The 17,803-nt window shown below is 73.1% G+C and carries 15 protein-coding genes; 9 read left to right on the forward strand and 6 right to left on the reverse strand.

Features of this window, described 5'->3' with window-relative positions; genetic code table 11:
• Positions 1–85: 85 nt before the first annotated feature.
• Positions 86–3,544 (forward strand): BTAD domain-containing putative transcriptional regulator, encoded by a 3,459-nt coding sequence (locus HS048_RS10350; protein ID WP_196466822.1) that lies wholly within the window; start codon positions 86–88, stop codon positions 3,542–3,544.
• Between the two features lie 47 nt (positions 3,545–3,591).
• Here HS048_RS10350 and HS048_RS10355 read toward each other — a convergent pair whose 3' ends face one another.
• A complete protein-coding gene (locus HS048_RS10355; RefSeq protein WP_196466823.1) occupies positions 3,592–4,554 on the reverse strand; it encodes a DUF5937 family protein in 963 nt (320 codons plus the stop codon).
• 167 nt (positions 4,555–4,721) lie between these two features.
• On the opposite strand from HS048_RS10355, the gene HS048_RS10360 reads away from it, so the two are divergent.
• From HS048_RS10360 to HS048_RS10385, 6 genes are all read left to right on the forward strand, one after another.
• Complete coding sequence (locus HS048_RS10360; RefSeq protein WP_068894735.1) at positions 4,722–5,084, forward strand: DUF4267 domain-containing protein; 363 nt, start codon at positions 4,722–4,724, stop codon at positions 5,082–5,084.
• A gap of 77 nt (positions 5,085–5,161) precedes the next feature.
• Positions 5,162–6,472, forward strand: coding sequence for an FAD-dependent oxidoreductase (locus HS048_RS10365; protein WP_196466824.1), 1,311 nt, complete (start codon positions 5,162–5,164; stop codon positions 6,470–6,472).
• A 203-nt stretch (positions 6,473–6,675) separates the two neighbouring features.
• A complete protein-coding gene (glgX, locus tag HS048_RS10370) occupies positions 6,676–8,781 on the forward strand; it encodes a glycogen debranching protein GlgX (RefSeq protein WP_196466825.1) in 2,106 nt (701 codons plus the stop codon).
• A 70-nt stretch (positions 8,782–8,851) separates the two neighbouring features.
• The gene (gene treY / locus HS048_RS10375; RefSeq protein ID WP_374058775.1) at positions 8,852–11,185 is read left to right on the forward strand and encodes a malto-oligosyltrehalose synthase; all 2,334 of its coding nucleotides are present in this window, start codon (positions 8,852–8,854) and stop codon (positions 11,183–11,185) included.
• Between the two features lie 3 nt (positions 11,186–11,188).
• Positions 11,189–12,913 carry a malto-oligosyltrehalose trehalohydrolase gene (gene treZ / locus HS048_RS10380; RefSeq protein ID WP_068894740.1) on the forward strand — a complete coding sequence of 575 codons (1,725 nt, stop codon included), beginning with the start codon at positions 11,189–11,191 and terminating at the stop codon, positions 12,911–12,913.
• Positions 12,914–13,038: 125 nt separating this feature from the next.
• Positions 13,039–13,497 carry a GNAT family N-acetyltransferase gene (locus HS048_RS10385; RefSeq protein ID WP_196466827.1) on the forward strand — a complete coding sequence of 153 codons (459 nt, stop codon included), beginning with the start codon at positions 13,039–13,041 and terminating at the stop codon, positions 13,495–13,497.
• A 143-nt stretch (positions 13,498–13,640) separates the two neighbouring features.
• Here HS048_RS10385 and HS048_RS10390 read toward each other — a convergent pair whose 3' ends face one another.
• The 5 genes from HS048_RS10390 to HS048_RS10410 all read right to left on the reverse strand — a co-directional run bounded on the left by HS048_RS10390 (position 13,641) and on the right by HS048_RS10410 (position 16,415).
• Entirely contained in the window at positions 13,641–14,285 is a 645-nt protein-coding gene (locus HS048_RS10390) for a DNA alkylation repair protein (RefSeq protein ID WP_196467849.1), read from the reverse strand.
• A 124-nt stretch (positions 14,286–14,409) separates the two neighbouring features.
• Complete coding sequence (locus tag HS048_RS10395) at positions 14,410–15,060, reverse strand: SRPBCC domain-containing protein (protein ID WP_196466828.1); 651 nt, start codon at positions 15,058–15,060, stop codon at positions 14,410–14,412.
• Positions 15,057–15,500, reverse strand: coding sequence for a metalloregulator ArsR/SmtB family transcription factor (locus HS048_RS10400; protein ID WP_304609655.1), 444 nt, complete (start codon positions 15,498–15,500; stop codon positions 15,057–15,059). Before HS048_RS10400 ends, HS048_RS10395 begins: the two co-directional genes overlap by 4 nt.
• 163 nt (positions 15,501–15,663) lie before the next feature.
• Positions 15,664–16,188 carry an ATP-binding protein gene (locus HS048_RS10405; RefSeq protein WP_307832414.1) on the reverse strand — a complete coding sequence of 175 codons (525 nt, stop codon included), beginning with the start codon at positions 16,186–16,188 and terminating at the stop codon, positions 15,664–15,666.
• Positions 16,128–16,415 carry a hypothetical protein gene (locus HS048_RS10410; RefSeq protein ID WP_196466830.1) on the reverse strand — a complete coding sequence of 96 codons (288 nt, stop codon included), beginning with the start codon at positions 16,413–16,415 and terminating at the stop codon, positions 16,128–16,130. Before HS048_RS10410 ends, HS048_RS10405 begins: the two co-directional genes overlap by 61 nt.
• A 320-nt stretch (positions 16,416–16,735) precedes the next feature.
• Between HS048_RS10410 and HS048_RS10415 the strand changes: the two genes are divergently transcribed.
• The gene (locus HS048_RS10415) at positions 16,736–17,563 is read left to right on the forward strand and encodes a helix-turn-helix transcriptional regulator (RefSeq protein ID WP_196466831.1); all 828 of its coding nucleotides are present in this window, start codon (positions 16,736–16,738) and stop codon (positions 17,561–17,563) included.
• The gene (locus HS048_RS10420) at positions 17,554–17,754 is read left to right on the forward strand and encodes a DUF397 domain-containing protein (RefSeq protein WP_196466832.1); all 201 of its coding nucleotides are present in this window, start codon (positions 17,554–17,556) and stop codon (positions 17,752–17,754) included. Before HS048_RS10415 ends, HS048_RS10420 begins: the two co-directional genes overlap by 10 nt.
• Positions 17,755–17,803: the final 49 nt, after the last annotated feature.

The following is a 17,803-nucleotide window of genomic DNA, read 5'->3' on the forward strand; positions in this document are numbered from 1 at the left end:
GCGGCGCGGGCCGACCGGACCGCGGGGACCGGGCACCGGTCGCGAAGGGCTAGCATCGGCGCAGTTCGGGAGCGAGGTGGCCGGGATGGACTTTCGGGTGCTGGGGCCGGTCGGCGCGGCCGGTGACGGCGGGGAGCCGCTGGACATCGGTCCCCACCAGCAGCGGGCGGTGCTCGCCCTGTGCATGCTCGCCGCGCCCCGGCCGGTCGCGCCGGGCCGGATCATCGACGTGCTCTGGGAGGACGGGCCCCCGCCGGGGGCGGTCAACACCGTCCAGGCCTACGTCTCCAAGCTCCGCCGGGTCTTCGAGCCGGACCGGCGGCGGAACACGCCCCCGTCCGTCCTGGTCAGCCGCCCGGGCGGCTACGCCCTCGCGATCGGTGAGGCGGACCTCGACCTGGCGCGGGCACGCGGGCACGCGGCGGAGGGCACCCGCCTGGCGGCCGCCGGGAACCACGCGGGGGCGGAGCGGGAGTTCCGGCGGGCGCTGGGGGAGTGGCGGGGGGAGCCGCTGGCCGACTTCACCGGTGCCTCCTGGGCGGAGCAGGAGCGGGCCCATCTGGCCGAGTTCCGGCTGACGCTGGAGGAGGACGCCGCCGAGGCGGCTCTAGTCCTGGGCCGGGGCGACGCGCTCACCGGCGGGCTGGCCAGGCTGGTGGCCGCCCACCCGCTGCGCGAACGGCTCCGCGTGCTCGCCGCGCACGCCCTCTACCAGGCCGGGCGGCAGGCGGACGCGCTGACCGTGCTCGCCGAGGGCCGCAGGCTGCTGGTGGACGAGCTCGGCCTGGACCCCGGACCGCCCGCGCGGGACATGGAACGGCGCATCCTCGCCCAGGACCCGGCGCTCGTCCCCCGGACGGAGGCGCGAGGGGCGCACGGGACGGGCATCTCGCCGTCGGCGGGGTCGGCGGCTCCGGCGCGGCCCGTTGCTCCGGCTGCCCCGGTGCCCCGGCTGGTCGGCAGGGACGCGGAGATCGCCGTCCTCGACCGCGCGGTCACCGGCGCCGGGCACCGGGTGGTGCTGCTGGCGGGGGAACCCGGGATCGGCAAGACGAGCCTGGCCGAGCACGCCGCCGCGACCGCGGAGGCGGCCGGGCGGCGGGTGGTGTGGGGCCGCTGCTGGGACGGGGGCGGTGCCCCGCCCTTCTGGCCGTGGACGCAGGCCGCCACGGAACTCGCGGGCTCCACCGAACCGGGAGGACCCGGCGCGGGCTCTGCGGGCCTGATCGGAGCCGGCGCGGATTCTGCGGACCTGACCGGATCCGGTACGGCCTCCACGGGCCTGATCGGAGCCGGTTCCGCGGGCCTGACGGGGCCCGGTACGGCCCCCGCGGGACCGGGCGGAGCGGGAGCGCAGGGAGAGGGCGGGCGGTTCCGGTTCTACGAGGCCTTCGCCCGGCTGCTGAACGGGTACGGCAGGGTGCTGGTCGTCCTGGACGACCTCCAGTGGGCCGACGCCTCCTCGATCCGGCTGCTGGAGTTCCTCGCCTCGACCCGGCTCTGCCCGGAGCTGGCCGTGGTGGCCACCTACCGGGACACCGACGTACGGCCCGGCGGGGCGCTGGAGCACGCCCTCGGCGCACTGGTGCGGCTGGCGCACGTGCGGCGGCTGGCCGTGCGCGGCCTGGCCGAGGACGACATCCGCGAGTACCTCGGCCGGGCCGGGGCCGACACCGGCCGCGCCGCGGAGATGACCCGGCTCACCGCGGGCAACCCGTTCTTCCTCGGCGAGGTGCTGCACCTGGCCGAGGGGTCCGGAGCCCCGGAGTCTCCGGAGTCCCGGGAGTCCCCGGCCGCGCTGGCCGACCTGTCGGACGTGGTGCGCGGCCGGCTGGCCGGGCTGCCTCCCGGGACGGAGGAGGTGCTGACCGTCGCCGCCCTGCTCGGCCGGGACGCGCCCGCCGACATCCTGTTCCGGGTCGCGGACCTGCCCGAGGAGGAGGTGCTCGACATCCTCGACGCCGCGGTCCGGGCCCGGCTGCTGGCCGAGGGGGACGGGCCGGCCTGCCGGTTCGTCCACGACATCGTCCGCGACGTGCTGCGCGAGGCGCTGCCGCCGCTGCGGCGCAGGCGCCTGCACTCCCGGATCGCCGAGGTGCTGGAGGAGCGGGGCGGGACCCGGCTGGTCGAGATCGCCCACCACTACGGCGAGGGCGTGCTGAGCGGGCGCACGGCGGGCAAGGCCATCGGCTACGCCCGGCGCGCGGCGGCGCAGGCCACGGCCCAGTTCGCGCACGAGGACGCGGTCGAGCACCTGGAGCGGGCGATCGCCCTGATCGGCGCCCTGCCCCGGTCCGACGACGCGCTCCGCTGCGACCTCCTGCTCGACCTGGCCGAGGCGCAGGCGGCAGCGGGCATGAGCACGGCCGCCCGCGCCCGCCTGGAGGAGGCCGCACGGATCGCCGAGGACCTCGGCGACGACAACCGCCTGGCCCGGGCGGCGCTCGGCCTGTCGGACCAGATCTACACGGCCATGTACGAGGAGGTGACCGACGTCGAGCGGCTCGCCGGGCGCATCGACCGGGCGCTCGCCTCGGACCTGGCCGAGGGCTCGCCGTGGCGCGCCCGCCTGCTGGCCGCCTCGGCGTTCATCGGCTCCACGGGGCGGCCGGTCGCGCAGAGCCTGGAGCTCGCGGCGCAGGCCGTACGGCTGGCGCGCCGCGGCGGCGACGAGCGGACCCTGTCCCGGACGCTGATCGCCTGGGAACTGCTGCTCCGCTCCGGTGCCGACCACGACCTGCGGCGGGAGGTCATCGACGAGATCGTGGAGCTCGGCGTGCGCACCGGAGACCTGGTGACCGAGTGGATAGGCCGGGAGACCGGCCACGTCGAGCGGACCGCCCGGGGCGAGCGCGACGGCGCGGCCGGGGACCTCGCCTGGCTGCGGGAGACCGCCGAGCGGCTCCGGCTGCCCTCGCTGTCCGGTCTCGCCGCCTGGCAGAGCGCGGTCCACGCCTACCTGGACGGGCGGTCCGGCGACGCCCTCGCGGCGGCCGGGGAGTCGGCGGCGGCCCACCCGGAGGGCGCGCTCGGCCGCGACGACGCGCACCTGCGGCACGAGACGCTCCGCTTCCTGGACCTGCGCGCGGGCGGGCGTCCGGCGGAGGCGCTGGCGCTGGCCGACGAGACCCTCGGCACGCGCCCCGGTCAGCGGCCCTGGCGGCTCCTGCGCTGCCTGGCCCTGACCGACCTGGGCCGGGTGGAGGAGGCGCGGGCGGACTTCGCCGGCCTCGCCCGCGGCGGTTTCGCGGAGCTCCTGCCCGACCTGGGCTACCGGTTCGTCGCGGACGCGGTCTGCGAGCTCTGCGCGGCGCTCGGGGAGGCGGAGGCGGGCGAGGTCCTGGCGGGCCACCTGGCGCCGCACGCGGGACGCCTGCTGGGCTGGTCGGTCACCGACCTGTGCCTGGCCAGGCTGGCCCTGCTGCACGGCGACCGGGACCGGGCCGGGGAGCACCTGCGGGCGGCCGAGGCGTTCGTGCGCCGCGCCGGCGTCCGCGTCCACGAGCCCGCCCTGCGGGAGCTGCGGGCGCGGCTCTCCGGCTGAGGCCGGGACCGGCGCGCTCGAAGGAGGACCGGCAGGTCCCGGACCGGTCATGGCCGCGGCGAGGCCGCTTCCAGGAGAGCGCGTCCGGCCTCGGTGAGCTCGTGCGTGGCCGTGCGACCGGTCCGGCTGCTGTCGATCAACCCGGCGTCTCGCAGGATCGCCAGGTGCTCGCTGGCCGTCGGGGCGGTGACGCCCACCAGCCCGGCCACGACGGTCGTCTGCAGCGGAGTGGTGAGCGCGGCCAGGATCCTCGATCGAGTCGCTCCCAGAAGCCGGTCGAGGGATCTCGGAGTGGGAGGTGCCGCCCAGAGGTAACGCCCGGATGCCGGGTAATAGATCGCCGGGGTCCAGTGGTCCGAGGTGGTGCACTGCACCCGGTCGGTGATGAACAGCGACGGAACGAGAATGAGCCCCTCGGGGCAGTCGACGTCGATGTCGACGGTTTTCTCGACGGTGACGGTGTCGCCTTCGCACGCGGCGGAGTGGTGGAGGCGCGGAAGGACCGCGCGCAGCCCCTCGCGGTTGACCTGGATGGCCCGATCCAGCATCTCGGCACGCAGCGCCTGCCGCATGGACGGCCACTCCGGTTCCACGACCGCCTTCCAGAGGCGGCGCAGCGCATCGGCGGCCTCGGACCTGGCTCGGCCGGGGTCGTCGAGCAGCCGGCGGACCGTCTCCGTCCCGCGCCCCCTCGTGGCGTCGACCAGTTCGGCGTACGTCTGGTCCGCCGGTGCGGCGAGGAGGGCGTCCATGCCTTCCTCGAACGTCGGCTCACCGGACATCGGCGACGGGTCGAGGAAGTCGGGCCGATACGCGCCGTCGGCCATGAAGACCGTGAGCGCGCTCAGGTCCGGCTCCGAGAGACTGCGGTGGCGACGGCGAAGCCACGGGTGGAACATCGGGTGACGCTGCGGTTCGGTCAGGAGCTGGGCAAGACTGACCACTTCGTGGATCGGCGACATCGCCCACCGCACGCTCGCGGCACCAGCGCCCAATCGGTAGCGGATCACTCCCCAATTGTTAGGCCACCGCCGAAATGAGCGCGAGCGGAGCGGTGAAGCCCCGAGACTCGGGTCATGACCGGCACGGAGTCGACGGCCCGGTCCTCCCAGCGACCCGAGCGAGCCCGCCACCTGGACCGCGCTCGTAGAACCGCTCCCGAGAGACGAGAAAACCCATGCTCACTGACATCGCCACTGTGCTCGCCGGCCTGGTCGCCGTCGGGATCATCCTCATCGGCGTCCGCTTCCTGCTGCAGCCGGTCGCGTCGGCGGAGGGCTTCGGGGTTCCCGTGCCCATGAACGCGTACCTGACCGTCAAGGGCGTGCGGGACATCACCGCCGGGCTCGTCCTGCTCCCGGCCCTCGTGACGGGCGACCGGCACATGCTCGGCTGGCTGATCCTCGCCAGCGTGTCCGCCCCGCTGGGCGACATGGCCGTCGTGCTCAGGAACGGGGGTCCGCGGGCGGTGGCGCTCGGCGTCCACGGCCTCACCGCCGCGGTGATGGCGGCGGCCGCGGCCGTTCTCATCCTGACGTGAGGCGTGTCGTCCAGAGGGACGTTCCGGTGCCCGGGGAGGCGCCATGCCGTACCAGACCGACGAAAAGGGAGACGACGATGACGATCGGCGATCTGCGCGGTGTCCTCAGGGGGCGCGTGCTCCTGGCCGGTGACGACGGCTTCGAACAGGCGGCCGCCGCGTGGAATCTGACCGTCAGGCAGCCGGTGGCGGCCGTGGCGGAGGCCGCGGACGCCGATGACGTGGCGGCGCTCGTGCGTTACGCGCGGCGGACCGGTATGACGGTGACCGCGCAGCCGAGCGGGCACGGCGCCTCGGGTGATGTGGAAGGCCTGATCCTGTTGCGTACCGGCCTGCTGAACGAGGTGGAGATACGCGCGAAGGAGCGCGTGGTCCGGGTGGGTGCGGGCGTGAAGTGGGGGCAGGTGCTGGCGGCGGCCGGTCCGCTGGGTCTGACCGGTCTGGCGGGCAGCGCGCCGGGGGTCAGCGTGACCGGCTACACCCTGGGCGGCGGCGTCGGCTGGTTCAGCCGCAAGTACGGCTTCGCCTCCGACAGCGTGCGGGCCGTCGACATCGTGGACGCCGACGGTGAGCCGGGCCGGGTGACCGCCGAGTCCGATCCCGAGCTGTTCTGGGCGCTGCGCGGCGGAGGCGGGGACTTCGCGGTGGTGACCGCCCTCGAACTCGAGCTGTATCCCGTGCCGGTCCTGTACGGCGGGCGCGTGATCTGGCCGGAGCACCGGGTCAGGGAGGTGTACGACGCTTTCCTGGAGATCACCGCCGAGGCGCCGCGTGAACTCAGTGTCTGGATCAACCGGCTCCGGCCACCCGGTGCGCCGCCGATGGTGACGCTGGATCTGGCCTACCTGGGCGAGGCGGCTCAGGGGGAGGACCTGCTGGCACGCCTCGACAGGATCGAGGGCGCGATCTCCGACAGCCGCGGCGTCGTCCCGGTCGCCGACCTGGGCGACATCGCCGCCGAGCCCACCGATCCGGCCCCGTCCATCACCCGTGCGGAACTGCTCACCGGCCTGGACGCGGACGCGGTGGAGCTCCTGCTGGCCAAGCCGGTCGAACCGCTCATCAACGTGCAGATCAGGCATCTGGGCGGGGCGCTCGCCGAGCCGGGCGGCGGGGCCGGTGCGAGCGGCGCGATGGCCGAGCCGTACCTGCTCGGCCTGCTGGGTCTCGGCCTGCCGCACGCGGCCGATGCGACGCGCGCCAAGCAGGCCGAGGTCGTGGCCGACCTGGAGGCCTACGTCGGCGGCCGCAAGCCGTACACCGTGCTGTCCCCCGGTGACACGGCGCAGAAGTCCTTCTCCGGCGGCGCGCTCGCGCGGCTGCGGGAGATCAAGCGGTCCCGCGACCCGCACAACGTGTTCCGCGCGAACTACCCGGTGCTCGGATAGACCGGTTCCCGGCAGGTCACGGCCCCGTCGCCCCGGTGGCCGCCGGTCGACGGGTGCGCCGCCTTCCAGGCGGCGATCACCGGTTCGACCGGGGCCCGCCGCCCGTCGGAGGCGCCGCTCGGAATCCGGCGCGCCGGAGATGGCGGAACATGCATGTACGGGGGAGCATTGGGCATGTCTCCACACCGCTGAAGGGCGGTGAAATGATCGAAATCTGGCCTGGTGACCCCTATCCTCTGGGGGCCACCTATGACGGCGCGGGGACCAACTTCGCGCTCTTCTCCGAGGCCGCGGAGAAGGTCGAGCTGTGCCTGTTCGACGACGAGGGCGAGGAGACCAGGGTCTCGCTCACCGAGGTCGAGGGCCACGTCTGGCACGGCTACCTGCCCCGGGTGGGTCCGGGGCAGCGGTACGGCTACCGCGTGCACGGGCCCTACGACCCGGGCTCCGGGCAGCGCTGCAACCCCGCCAAGCTCCTCCTCGACCCCTACGCCAAGGCGATCGAGGGCGACGTGGCGTGGGACGAGGCGGTGTACGGCTACCGCTTCGGACGGCCGGACAGCCGCAACGACGCGGACTCGGCGCCGTTCATGCCGCTCTCCGTGGTGGTCAACCCGTTCTTCGGGTGGGGGCACGACCGCCCGCCCGCCACGCCGTACCACGACACGGTGATCTACGAGGCGCACGTCAAGGGCCTGACGATCAACCACCCGAAGATCCCGGAGCGGATCCGCGGCACCTACGCTGCCATCGGGCACCCCGAGATCATCGACCACCTGACCGCGCTCGGCGTGACGGCGATCGAGCTCATGCCGGTGCACCAGTTCGTCACCGACCACATGCTGGCCGACAAGGGCCTGTCGAACTACTGGGGCTACAACACCATCGGCTTCTTCGCCCCGCAGAACACCTACTCCAGCAGCGGCCAGCGCGGCGGCCAGGTGCTGGAGTTCAAGGCCATGGTCAAGGCGCTGCACGAGGCGAACATCGAGGTCATCCTCGACGTGGTCTACAACCACACCGCCGAGGGCAACCACCTGGGCCCGACGCTGAGCATGCGCGGCATCGACAACGCGGCCTACTACCGGCTCGTCGACGACGACCGGCGCTACTACATGGACACCACCGGCACCGGCAACAGCATGTTCATGCGCTCGCCCCAGGTACTGCAGCTGATCATGGACTCGCTCCGCTACTGGGTCACCGAGATGCACGTGGACGGGTTCCGGTTCGACCTGGCGGCCACGCTCGCCCGCGAGCTGCACGAGGTCGACCGGCTGAGCGCCTTCTTCGACCTGGTCCAGCAGGACCCGGTGCTGTCGCGGGTCAAGCTCATCGCCGAGCCGTGGGACGTCGGCCCCGGCGGCTACCAGGTGGGCAACTTCCCGGCCCGGTGGACCGAGTGGAACGGCAGATACCGCGACACGATCCGGGACCTGTGGCGGGGCGAGCCCGCCGCGCTGCCCGAGTTCGCCTCGCGGCTGACCGGCTCCAGCGACCTCTACCAGGACGACAGCCGCCGTCCCGCCGCCTCCATCAACTTCGTCACCTGCCACGACGGCTTCACCCTCACCGACCTGGTCTCCTACAACCACAAGCACAACGAGGCCAACGGCGAGGACAACCGCGACGGCACCGACGACAACCGGTCCTGGAACTGCGGGGCCGAGGGGCCCGCGACGCTGGCCATCGAGTCGCTGCGCGAGCAGCAGAAGCGCAACTTCCTGACCACGCTGTTCCTGTCGCAGGGCGTGCCGATGCTCTCCCACGGCGACGAGCTCGGCCGCACCCAGCAGGGCAACAACAACGTCTACTGCCAGGACAACGAGCTCAGCTGGGTCGACTGGTCCGACGTCAGGGAGAACTGGCTGCTGCTGGAGTTCACCCGGAAGCTGGCCAAGCTCCGCGCCGACCACCCGGTCTTCCGGCGGCGCCGCTTCTTCTACGGCCGGCCGGTGCGCGGGTCGGAGGACGAGCTGAGCGACATCGCCTGGCTCACCCCGCACGGGAAGCGGATGACCGACGCCGACTGGAACGTCGGGTACGCCAAGTCGCTGGCCGTCTTCCTGAACGGCGACGCCATCACCGAGCCGGACCGCCGGGGACGGCGCATCACCGACGACTCGTTCCTGCTGCTGATCAACGCCCACCACGAGACCATCAAGTTCACGATCCCGGAGGATTACGGCGACATGTGGCTGACGGAGATCGACACGGCGATGCCGATCACGGTCGACACCCCGCTCTGCCGGGCGGGAGAGGGAGTGCCCGTGGCGGGCCGCTCGATGCGGGTGCTGCGCCGTGTCTGAGCCCGTGTCCGAGCCTGTGTCCGGCCCCGCGTCCGGCACCCGCCCCGCTTCCGGATCCGCGGCCGGGTCCGTGTCCGCCGCCCGGGCCGGGGGCGCCGCCGGGGCCGCGCCGGTGTCCACCTACCGCCTCCAGCTGACCCCCGACTTCGGGTTCGACCGGGTCGCCGAGCTCGCCCCCTACCTGCGCGACCTCGGGGTGAGCCACGTCTACCTCTCGCCGATCCTGCAGGCCGTGCCCGAGTCGCGGCACGGCTACGACGTCACCGACCACTCGCGGATCCGCGAGGAGTTCGGCGGGATCGAGGGCCTGCGGGCGATGGCCGCGACGCTGGCCGGGCACGGGATCGGCATCGTGGTGGACATCGTGCCCAACCACATGACGGTCCCGGTGCCCGAGTCGGGCAACGCGCCGCTGTGGTCGGTGCTCGCCGAGGGGCAGGCCTCGCCGTACGCGTCGTGGTTCGACATCGAGTGGACCGACGGCAGGGTGAACATGCCGGTGATCGGTGACGACACCGAGCCCGTGGTGGACGGCGACGTGCTGCGCTACCACGACCACGCGTTCCCCTACCCGGACACCCACTACCGGCTGGTCGACTGGCGGCGCGGCCCCGGCTACCGGCGCTTCTTCGACGTGTCCTCGCTGATCGGCCTGCGGGTGGAGGACCCGGAGGTCTTCGACGCCACCCACCGGGTGATCCTGGACCTGGTCGCCGAGGGCGTGATCGGCGGCCTGCGGGTCGACCACCCCGACGGCCTGGCCGACCCGCGCGGCTACCTGGCCCGGCTGCGCGCCGCGTCGGGCGTGTGGACGGTCGCCGAGAAGATCCTCGTCGGCGACGAGCGGCTCCCGGACGACTGGGCGTGCGACGGCACCACCGGCTACGAGGCGCTGAACCGGATCACCGGGCTCTTCGTCGACCCGGCCGGGAAGGAACCGCTGGTCGAGGAGTTCCTCCGGCGGACCGGGATGCCGCGCGATTACGCGGAGGTGGTCTACACCGCCAAGAAGCACGTCCTCGACCTGTTCTTCGGCGCCGAGATCGACCGGCTGCACGCGGTCGTCGGCACCGACCGCGACACGCTCGCCGAGCTGCTGGCGGCCATGCCGGTCTACCGGGCCTACGCGGTCCCGGGGGAGCCGGTGCCCGCGGCCTCGGCGGCGATCGTGGAGGCGGCCGGCGAGCTCGCCGCCGCGCGGCTGCCCGAGGGCGCCCCCGTCGCCGAGACCGTGGAGAAGGTGCTGTACGGCCCGGCCGAGGCGGTCGTCCGGTTCCAGCAGACCTGCGGCCCGGTGATGGCCAAGGGGGTGGAGGACACCGCCCTCTACCGCTGGTACCCGCTGGCCTGCCTGAACGAGGTGGGCGGCGAGCCGGACCGGTTCGGCGGGGCGGTGGAGGAGTTCCACGCGTTCTGCCACCGGATGGCCCCGGGCGCGATGACGACGCTGTCCACCCACGACACCAAGCGCTCGGAGGACGTCCGGGCCCGGCTGGCCGTGCTCTCGGAGCTGCCCGGCGAGTGGACCGAGGCGGTCGAGGAGTGGTCCGCGAAGGTCTCCTTCGACCCGGCGCTGGACTACCTGGCCTGGCAGAACCTGATGGCCGCCTGGCCGATCGACCCGGACCGGTTCTTCGACTACCTGTTCAAGGCGGCCCGCGAGGCCAAGACCGCGATCTCCTGGGCCACCCCCGACGCGTCCTACGAGAAGGGCCTGCGGGCCTTCGTGGAGCGGGCGATCGGCGAGTGCGGCCCCTCGATCGGGGAGTTCGCCGCCCGGATCGAGCCCTACGCCCGGTCCAACTCGCTGGGCCAGAAGCTCGTCCAGCTCATGATGCCGGGCGTGCCGGACCTGTACTGGGGCAACGAGATCACCGACTTCTCCCTGGTGGACCCGGACAACCGCCGCCCGGTCGACTTCGGCCTCCGAGCCTGGATGCTCGCCGGGGACGGAGCCCCCGGTTCGCCCGGGGCCGCTGGATCCTCCGGGACCGCCGGACCGGCCGGGTCCACGGCGCTCGCCGGGTCCACCGGGTCCACCGGACCGGCAGGGTCCGCCGGGTCCGCAGGGTCCTCCGGGGCCGGCTGGTCCGAGTGGGACGCCGCCAAGCTGCTCGTCACCCGGCGGGCGCTCGGCCTGCGGCGGCGGATCGACCCCGCGGCGCCGTACGTCCCGCTGGAGACCGGCGAGCACGCGGTCGCCTTCGCCCGCGGGGAGCGGGCCGTGGCCGTGGCGACCCGGCTCCCGGTGGGCCTGGAGCGGCGCGGCGGCTGGGGGAGCGAGACGCTCACGCTCCCGCCCGGCCACTGGCGCGACCTGCTGTCCGGTGCCGAGCACACCGGGCGGATCCCCATGGCCCACCTGCTCTCCCACCACCCCGTCGCGCTGCTGGAAAGGGACTGATCGATGTTCGAGGTGTGGGCGCCGGAGGCGGGCGCCGTCGAGGTGGAGGTCGACGGGACCCGGCACGCGATGCGGCGCGGGAACGGCGGCTGGTGGTCGGCGGAGGTGCCGGGGGCCGGGCACGGCACCGACTACCGGTTCCGGCTGGACGGCGGCGACCCGCTGCCCGACCCGCGGACCCGGTGGCAGCCCGAGGGGATCTTCGGGCCGAGCCGGGTCTACGACCACGACCGGTTCACCTGGAGCGACGACCTGTGGAAGGGCCGGGCCCTGCCCGGCTCGATCGTCTACGAGCTGCACATCGGGACCTTCACCCCGGAGGGCACTTTCGAGGCGGCCATCGGCAAGCTGGAGCACCTGGTGGCGCTGGGCGTCGACTTCGTCGAGGTCATGCCGGTGCCGCCGGTCCCGGGCGGGCACAACTGGGGCTACGACGGGGTGGACCTGTGGGCTGTCACCGACAACTACGGGGGCCCCGACGGGTTCAAGCGGTTCGTGGACGCCTGCCACCGCCAGGGGCTCGGCGTGATCCTCGACGTCGTCTACAACCACCTCGGGCCGTCCGGCAACTTCCTGGCGCCCTTCGGCCCGTACTTCCACTCCTCCGCCTCCTCCTTCTGGGGCCAGGCGGTCAACCTGGACGGCCCCGGCTCCGACGAGGTGCGGCGCTACTTCATCGGCAACGCGCTGCAGTGGCTGCGCGACTACCACGTCGACGGCCTGCGGCTGGACGCCGTGCACGCGCTGCACGACGACCGGGCCGTGCACTTCCTGGAGGAGCTGGCAGGAGAGGTGGACGCCCTGTCGGCCGCCGTCGGCCGCCCGCTGACGCTCATCGCCGAGTCCGACCTCAACGACCCCCGGCTGATGACCCCGCGCGAGGCCGGCGGGTACGGCCTGGCCGCGGCCTGGAACGACGACGTGCACCACGCCCTGCACACGGCGGTCACCGGAGAGCGGCACGGCTACTACGACGACTTCGCCGGAGGGCCGTCCGGCTCCCCGGCCGCCGCCCTGGCCAAGGTGCTGACCTCGGCCTACTACCACGACGGGACCTACTCGTCGTTCCGGCGCCGCTCCCACGGCCGCCCGGCCGGGCACGTGCCCGGCCACCGGTTCGTCGTCTGCGCGCAGAACCACGACCAGATCGGCAACCGGGCCGAGGGCGACCGGGTCGACCCCGAGGCGCTCCGGCTGGCCGCCGGGCTCCTGCTGACCTCGCCCTTCACCCCGATGCTGTTCATGGGTGAGGAGTGGGGGACGCGCACGCCGTTCCTGTTCTTCACCGACCACGTCGAGCCGCAGCTGCGCGAGGGCGAGGCCGACCGGCGGCGGCGGGAGTTCGTCGGCTTCGGCTACGACGACTGGGCGGACAAGGCACCCGACCCCGGGGAGGAGCTGACGTTCCTGCGCTCCAAGCTCGACTGGAGCGAGCTGGAGCAGGACGCGCACCGCGCCCACCTCGACTGGTACCGGGCGCTCATCGCGCTCCGCCGGGCCCACCCCGACCTGTCCGACCCGCGCCTGGACCGGGTCCGGGTGGAGCACGAGGGCTCCTGGCTGGTGGTGCACCGGGGCGCGTTCCGGGTGGCCGCCAACCTCGGCCGGTCCCCGGTCGCGCTCCGGGTCCAGCCCGCCGAGATCGTCCTGGCCTCCGACCCCGGCACCCACCTCGACGGCGACGACCTGACCCTGCCCGCCCGCTCCCTGGCGATCCTCCGGGTCTGACCTCGTAGCCGCCCGCCGCCCGCCGCCCGCCGCTCGGCCCCGTCCCCGTCCCCGGGTCACGGGAACGGCCCGGCCCGCCTGGAGGACGGGAACGGCCGCGCGGCCCCGGCTGGGATACTCGCGGGATGCGCATCGCGGACATGACCCCGGACCGGGGAGCCCTGGGACGGGAACTGCTGGCCGTACAGCACGCGGCCTACGCCGTCGAGGCGGAGATCATCGGGGATGACCGCATCCCCGCGCTCCACGAGACCCTGGACGAGATGTGCGCCGAGCCGCTGACCTGGCTGGGCGCCTTCGACGGCGACCGGCTGGTCGGGGCCGTGGCGTGGTCGGAGACGGAGGACGAGGTGGACATCGACCGGCTCGTCGTGGACCCGGGAGCACACCGGCGCGGCATCGGGAGGGCGCTGGTGGAGGAGCTGACGTCCCGGGCGGGCGGGCGCCGGATCACGGTGTCCACCGGCAGGGCGAACACGCCCGCCCGCACGCTCTACGAGCGGCTCGGGTTCGGCGGAGCCGAGGACGCCGAGGTGATCCCCGGACTCTGGATCACGAGGTACGCCCGTCCCGCCGAGCGCTGACCGGCCCCGGGCGTCCCGGCCCGCCGGGCTTCCGCGCCGGCGCGGTGGACGCGGTACGGCGGGGCCGCGGACCCCGATCCGCGCCGACCCGACGCCTGCCGAGCCGGCCGTTCGCGCGGGACGGCCGAACGGGCGGGGACCCTCTAGTCGTCGTGTCGCCGGCGCACCATCTCCACGATCCAGACGGGCGCGAACGGGGACGTGCAGTTCGGCGGGGTCGGGTAGTCCTTGAGCACCTCCAGGCGTTCGCCGATGGCGACGGCGCGGGCGCGGTGCCCGGCGTGCTCGATGCCGATCTGCGCCAGGCAGTGGTTCATCGCCCACTGCAGGCGATCCGGGGCGTCCTTCATCTCCGCCTCGATGACGTCGAGCAGTCCCGGAAGGTCGAGTCCCCCGGGCTGCTTGGCCACGCGTTCGGTGGTCAGCGCCCAGCCGGCGCTCGCGACCACCGGGTCCGGATCGGCGGACCAGGCCAGGCGTAGCTCTTCGGCGTGCGGGCTCTTCTTCACCACGTAGTTCACGAGCCAGTCGTGCACCTTGGAAGTGCGCGACTGACGCACCATGGCGTCCAGCTCGTCGCGGGTGAACGCCTTCGGGCGGCAGACCAGGATCGCCAGCAGCCGCGCCGCGCTGTCATCCGTCTCCCAGAGCCGGCGCGCGAGGTCCTGCTGCGTCTTCAGCCGTTTGGCGAGCGCGCGCAGCCTGCCGAGGTTCACCCCGTGGTCGTCGCCGTGCCTCTCGTTCACCTCGCGCGCCTTCGGGTCCTCCAGCTCGGCCAGCTCGGCCATCACCTCGGTCACCGTCGTCTCGGTCGCCATCGCCTCTGTCACCTGTGCCTCCTGCGCGGGGGTCCGGCCGCCGTGCCGCGGGCGGGCGGGGGCGCCGCCCGCCGCCGAGCGGTGAGGGGCCCGGTCACGACTCGCCGGCTTCCGGAGCGAACTGCTGAACGCCGAACGCGACGGCTGCGGCGATGTCCTCGTCGCCGATGCCCCACGCCTCCTGGACGACCGCGCCCCAGGCGCGGCAGCTGCGCGTTGCGAACTCCTTCGCCTCCGCGGTGTCCTCCCAGGTGGCCGGGTCGACGTCCACGCCGCGCAGGTGGAGGTCCAGGCCGAGCACGGTGAGGTCCCAGCCGCCGCCGATGCCGATCGTGCCGCCCGGCCCGTAGGTCCTGACGAGCTCGTCGACGATCTCAGCGGGCGAGGAGTGCTCCAGTTCGAAGGCGGTGCGCCCGTCGCCGGCGGCCGTCAACCGGACCTCGACCTCGGTCGCCATGCCCTCGCCCAGCACCCATGTCACCTTGAGCAGACTCGGCTGCTCGCACCGCAGGATCTCGCCGCCGGCGTTGTCCTTGAGCTGGAACGCGCCCCCGATCCGGAAGTCACCCTCGATGGGGCCCAGCCAGCGGCTGAGCCGTACCGGGTCGGTGCAGGCGTCCCAGACGTCCTCGATCGGGGCGTCGTAGACCCGGCGCAGCAGCAGCGACCGGCCCGCGCCACCGGCGACCGGCAGGTTTCCGATCTCACGGTGCGTGGCGTTGATCTGGTCGACGATGTCGATCATGTGTTCTCCTCGGTGTCGGTGTCGGTGTCGGTGTCGGTGCCGGGCCCGGTGTCGGTGCCGGGCTTGGGCGCGGAGGTCGCGGTGGGGTTTCCGCGGTCATTGGAGGTCGGACGTCGTTCGCGTCTGCTCCGCGCCAGTTCGGTGGCCAGTGCGTCGAGCCGCTGGTTCCAGAACGGGCGGAAACGCTCCAGCCACAGGTCTGCCTCCTGCAGGGGATCGGGCTCCACGGCGTAGATGCGACGGGTGCCCTCCGCCCGGCAGGAGGCGAACCCCGACTCCCGCAGGACGCGGAGATGCTGGGAGACCGCGGGTGGTGAGATGCCGAACTCCGCCCGGATGACCTCGCTGATCACCCCGGCGGCCTGCTCTCCACCGGCGAGCAGTTCCAGGATCCGGCGCCGGACCGGATCGCCGAGGACGTCGAAGGCGTGCACCCCCATACTGTTTCAGCCTCTGCTTAATTAAGTCAAGGTTAAAATTCGGATCGAGCCTATCCGCGGTGCGAGGCCTCCCTGGCGGGACGGTCTACGACCGTCGCCCGCACCCGTCTTCGTCGGTGGCCGACCGGTTCGGGTGAACGGTGACGCCTCAGGGCGGGGCGGGTCAGTGATCGGCCAGACGGAACCAGACCGACCCGCCCGCCTCGTCGCGATGGCAACCCCACTCCGTCGCGAGCAGGTCCACCAGCCACAGGCCCCGGCCGCCGTCGTCGCCGGGCTCCGGGACCCGTACGGCGGGCGCACCCGCGGCCGAGCCGTCGTCGGTCACCTCGACGTGGACGGCTCCGGGGGACGAGACGGGGGACAGGGTCAGGCGGACGGTCACCCGGCCGCCCGCCGTACGGCCGGAGTCGGAGTGCACGACCGCGTTGGTGACCAGTTCGCTCAGCAGGAGCAGGAGGTCGTCGAGGACCGGGGCGGGCAACTGCCCGGACAGGCGGCATCGAGCCCATTCGCGGGCCCGGAAGACGGACGCCGCGTTTCCCGGGAATTCCCGATGCGGAGTGTTCCGGAGGGTGTCCGGGAATTCCTTTCCGGGGTCGCAGCGGTGGACCGGGTCGCGCATTCTCATGCGTTCACCTCGGCCATGATGATGTCGGCGGCGTTGTCGGCATCGGCCACCACCCATTTGCCCCGGCGCCACAGCCGCGCCCACCACGGCCGCCAGGTGAACACCCGGCCGCGGTAGCGCCGGATGGCGGTGATGCGGACCGGGCCGCCGCCCGCCGTACGGACCTCCAGGACCGGTTCCCCGCCGGCCGGGAGGACCAGTGAGGCGCACGCGCCGAGACCGTGCAGGCCCCAGCCCAGCCGCACCAGATCTGTGAACCTCTCGTACCGCTCACCCGCTGTCATGGCTCCGCCCTTCCGTGCCCGTCCGGCGCTCCGGCGGAGAGGAGGGGTCCGCCGGGCGGGCGCGCGACCTGATCCGCACTCCGCCCCCACGCCCTGAATCCCGCCCTCCGCGATCCGGCCGGAGGTGATGGACTGCTTTCTTTTCCGCGCTGTCCGGCGGAGAAGTCCTCCGCCTAGACTGCCTTTCCGTCGATTGATCGGTAATGGGGTCGGCAATCCATGCGACGCCCGATAATGACGGCCATCGGTGTGGCGAGGTGTGGAGCCGGTGTGGCCGATTAATCGAAAAGACCGTTTTTCTCTATTTGAGGAGGAATGCGATGAGTGTCGCGCCGTCTCTGGACCCGGGCTCGCCACGCGTGCGCTTCGGTGCGGAGCTGCGCCGCCTGCGCGAGACCGCGCAGCTCTCGCAGGCCGCCGTGGCCGCCCGCCTCGGCTGCACGCAGACGCAGGTGAGCCGCCTGGAGATGGCGACCCGGACCCCGTCGCGGTCGGACGCGGAGAAGCTGGACCGGCTCTTCGGTGAGGCCGACGGCGTCTCCTTCACCGGGCTCTACCAGCGCATCGTCTCCCGTCCCGGTGGCCCGGTCTGGTTCCGCAGTTGGGCCGAGGAGATCGAGCACACCGCCCTCGTCCTCCGCTCCTGGGACCCGCTGCTGGTCCCGGGCCTGCTGCAGACGGAGGCCTACGCACGGTGTCTCTTCAGCCGAGAGCCCAGAATCACCCCGGAGGAGGCGGACGAGCGCGTCGCGGCGCGTATGGGACGGCAGCAGATTCTCGACCGGGACGCCCCTCCGCTGATCCTCGTTCTCATGGATGCAGGTGTGCTGCGTCGTCGGGTCGGTGATCAGGAGGTCATGCGGGAGCAACTCGGGCACCTGTTGGAGGTCGCGCAGCGGCCCGCCGTCTCGATCCAGGTGGTCGACCCGGAGTGCCTACCGGGATTGGCTGGAGCTTTCATGATCGCCGAGTTGCCGAACGGTCATCCGGTCACCGTCCATGCGGACTCACCGGCCCAAGGACAGGTCTCGACCGATCCCGACATCGTGACCGCTATCCAAAACCGATATGAGGCCGTACGGCTGTGGGCCTATCCTGAGCGCATATCCCTCAAAATGATCGAGGATGTGAAGCGGGAATGGACCTGAGTGCCGCTGTATGGCGGAAGTCGTCCCGATCCTCAGGGAACGGCGGCCAGTGCGTCGAGGTCGCCGACAACCTGCCCGGTGTGGTCGCCGTCCGCGACAGCAAGGACCCCGACGGCCCCAAGCTGCTCTTCACCCCCGCCGAGTGGAAGGCCTTCGTCGGCGGCGTCAAGGCCGGCGAGTTCGACCTCTGACCTCGATCCTCCCGGCGGGCCTCCTGCCTCAAGCGGGGGAGCCGGCGAC

Origin of the sequence: Planomonospora sp. ID91781, assembly GCF_015711595.1 — a bacterium.
In the GTDB taxonomy this organism is placed as follows: domain Bacteria; phylum Actinomycetota; class Actinomycetes; order Streptosporangiales; family Streptosporangiaceae; genus Planomonospora; species Planomonospora parontospora.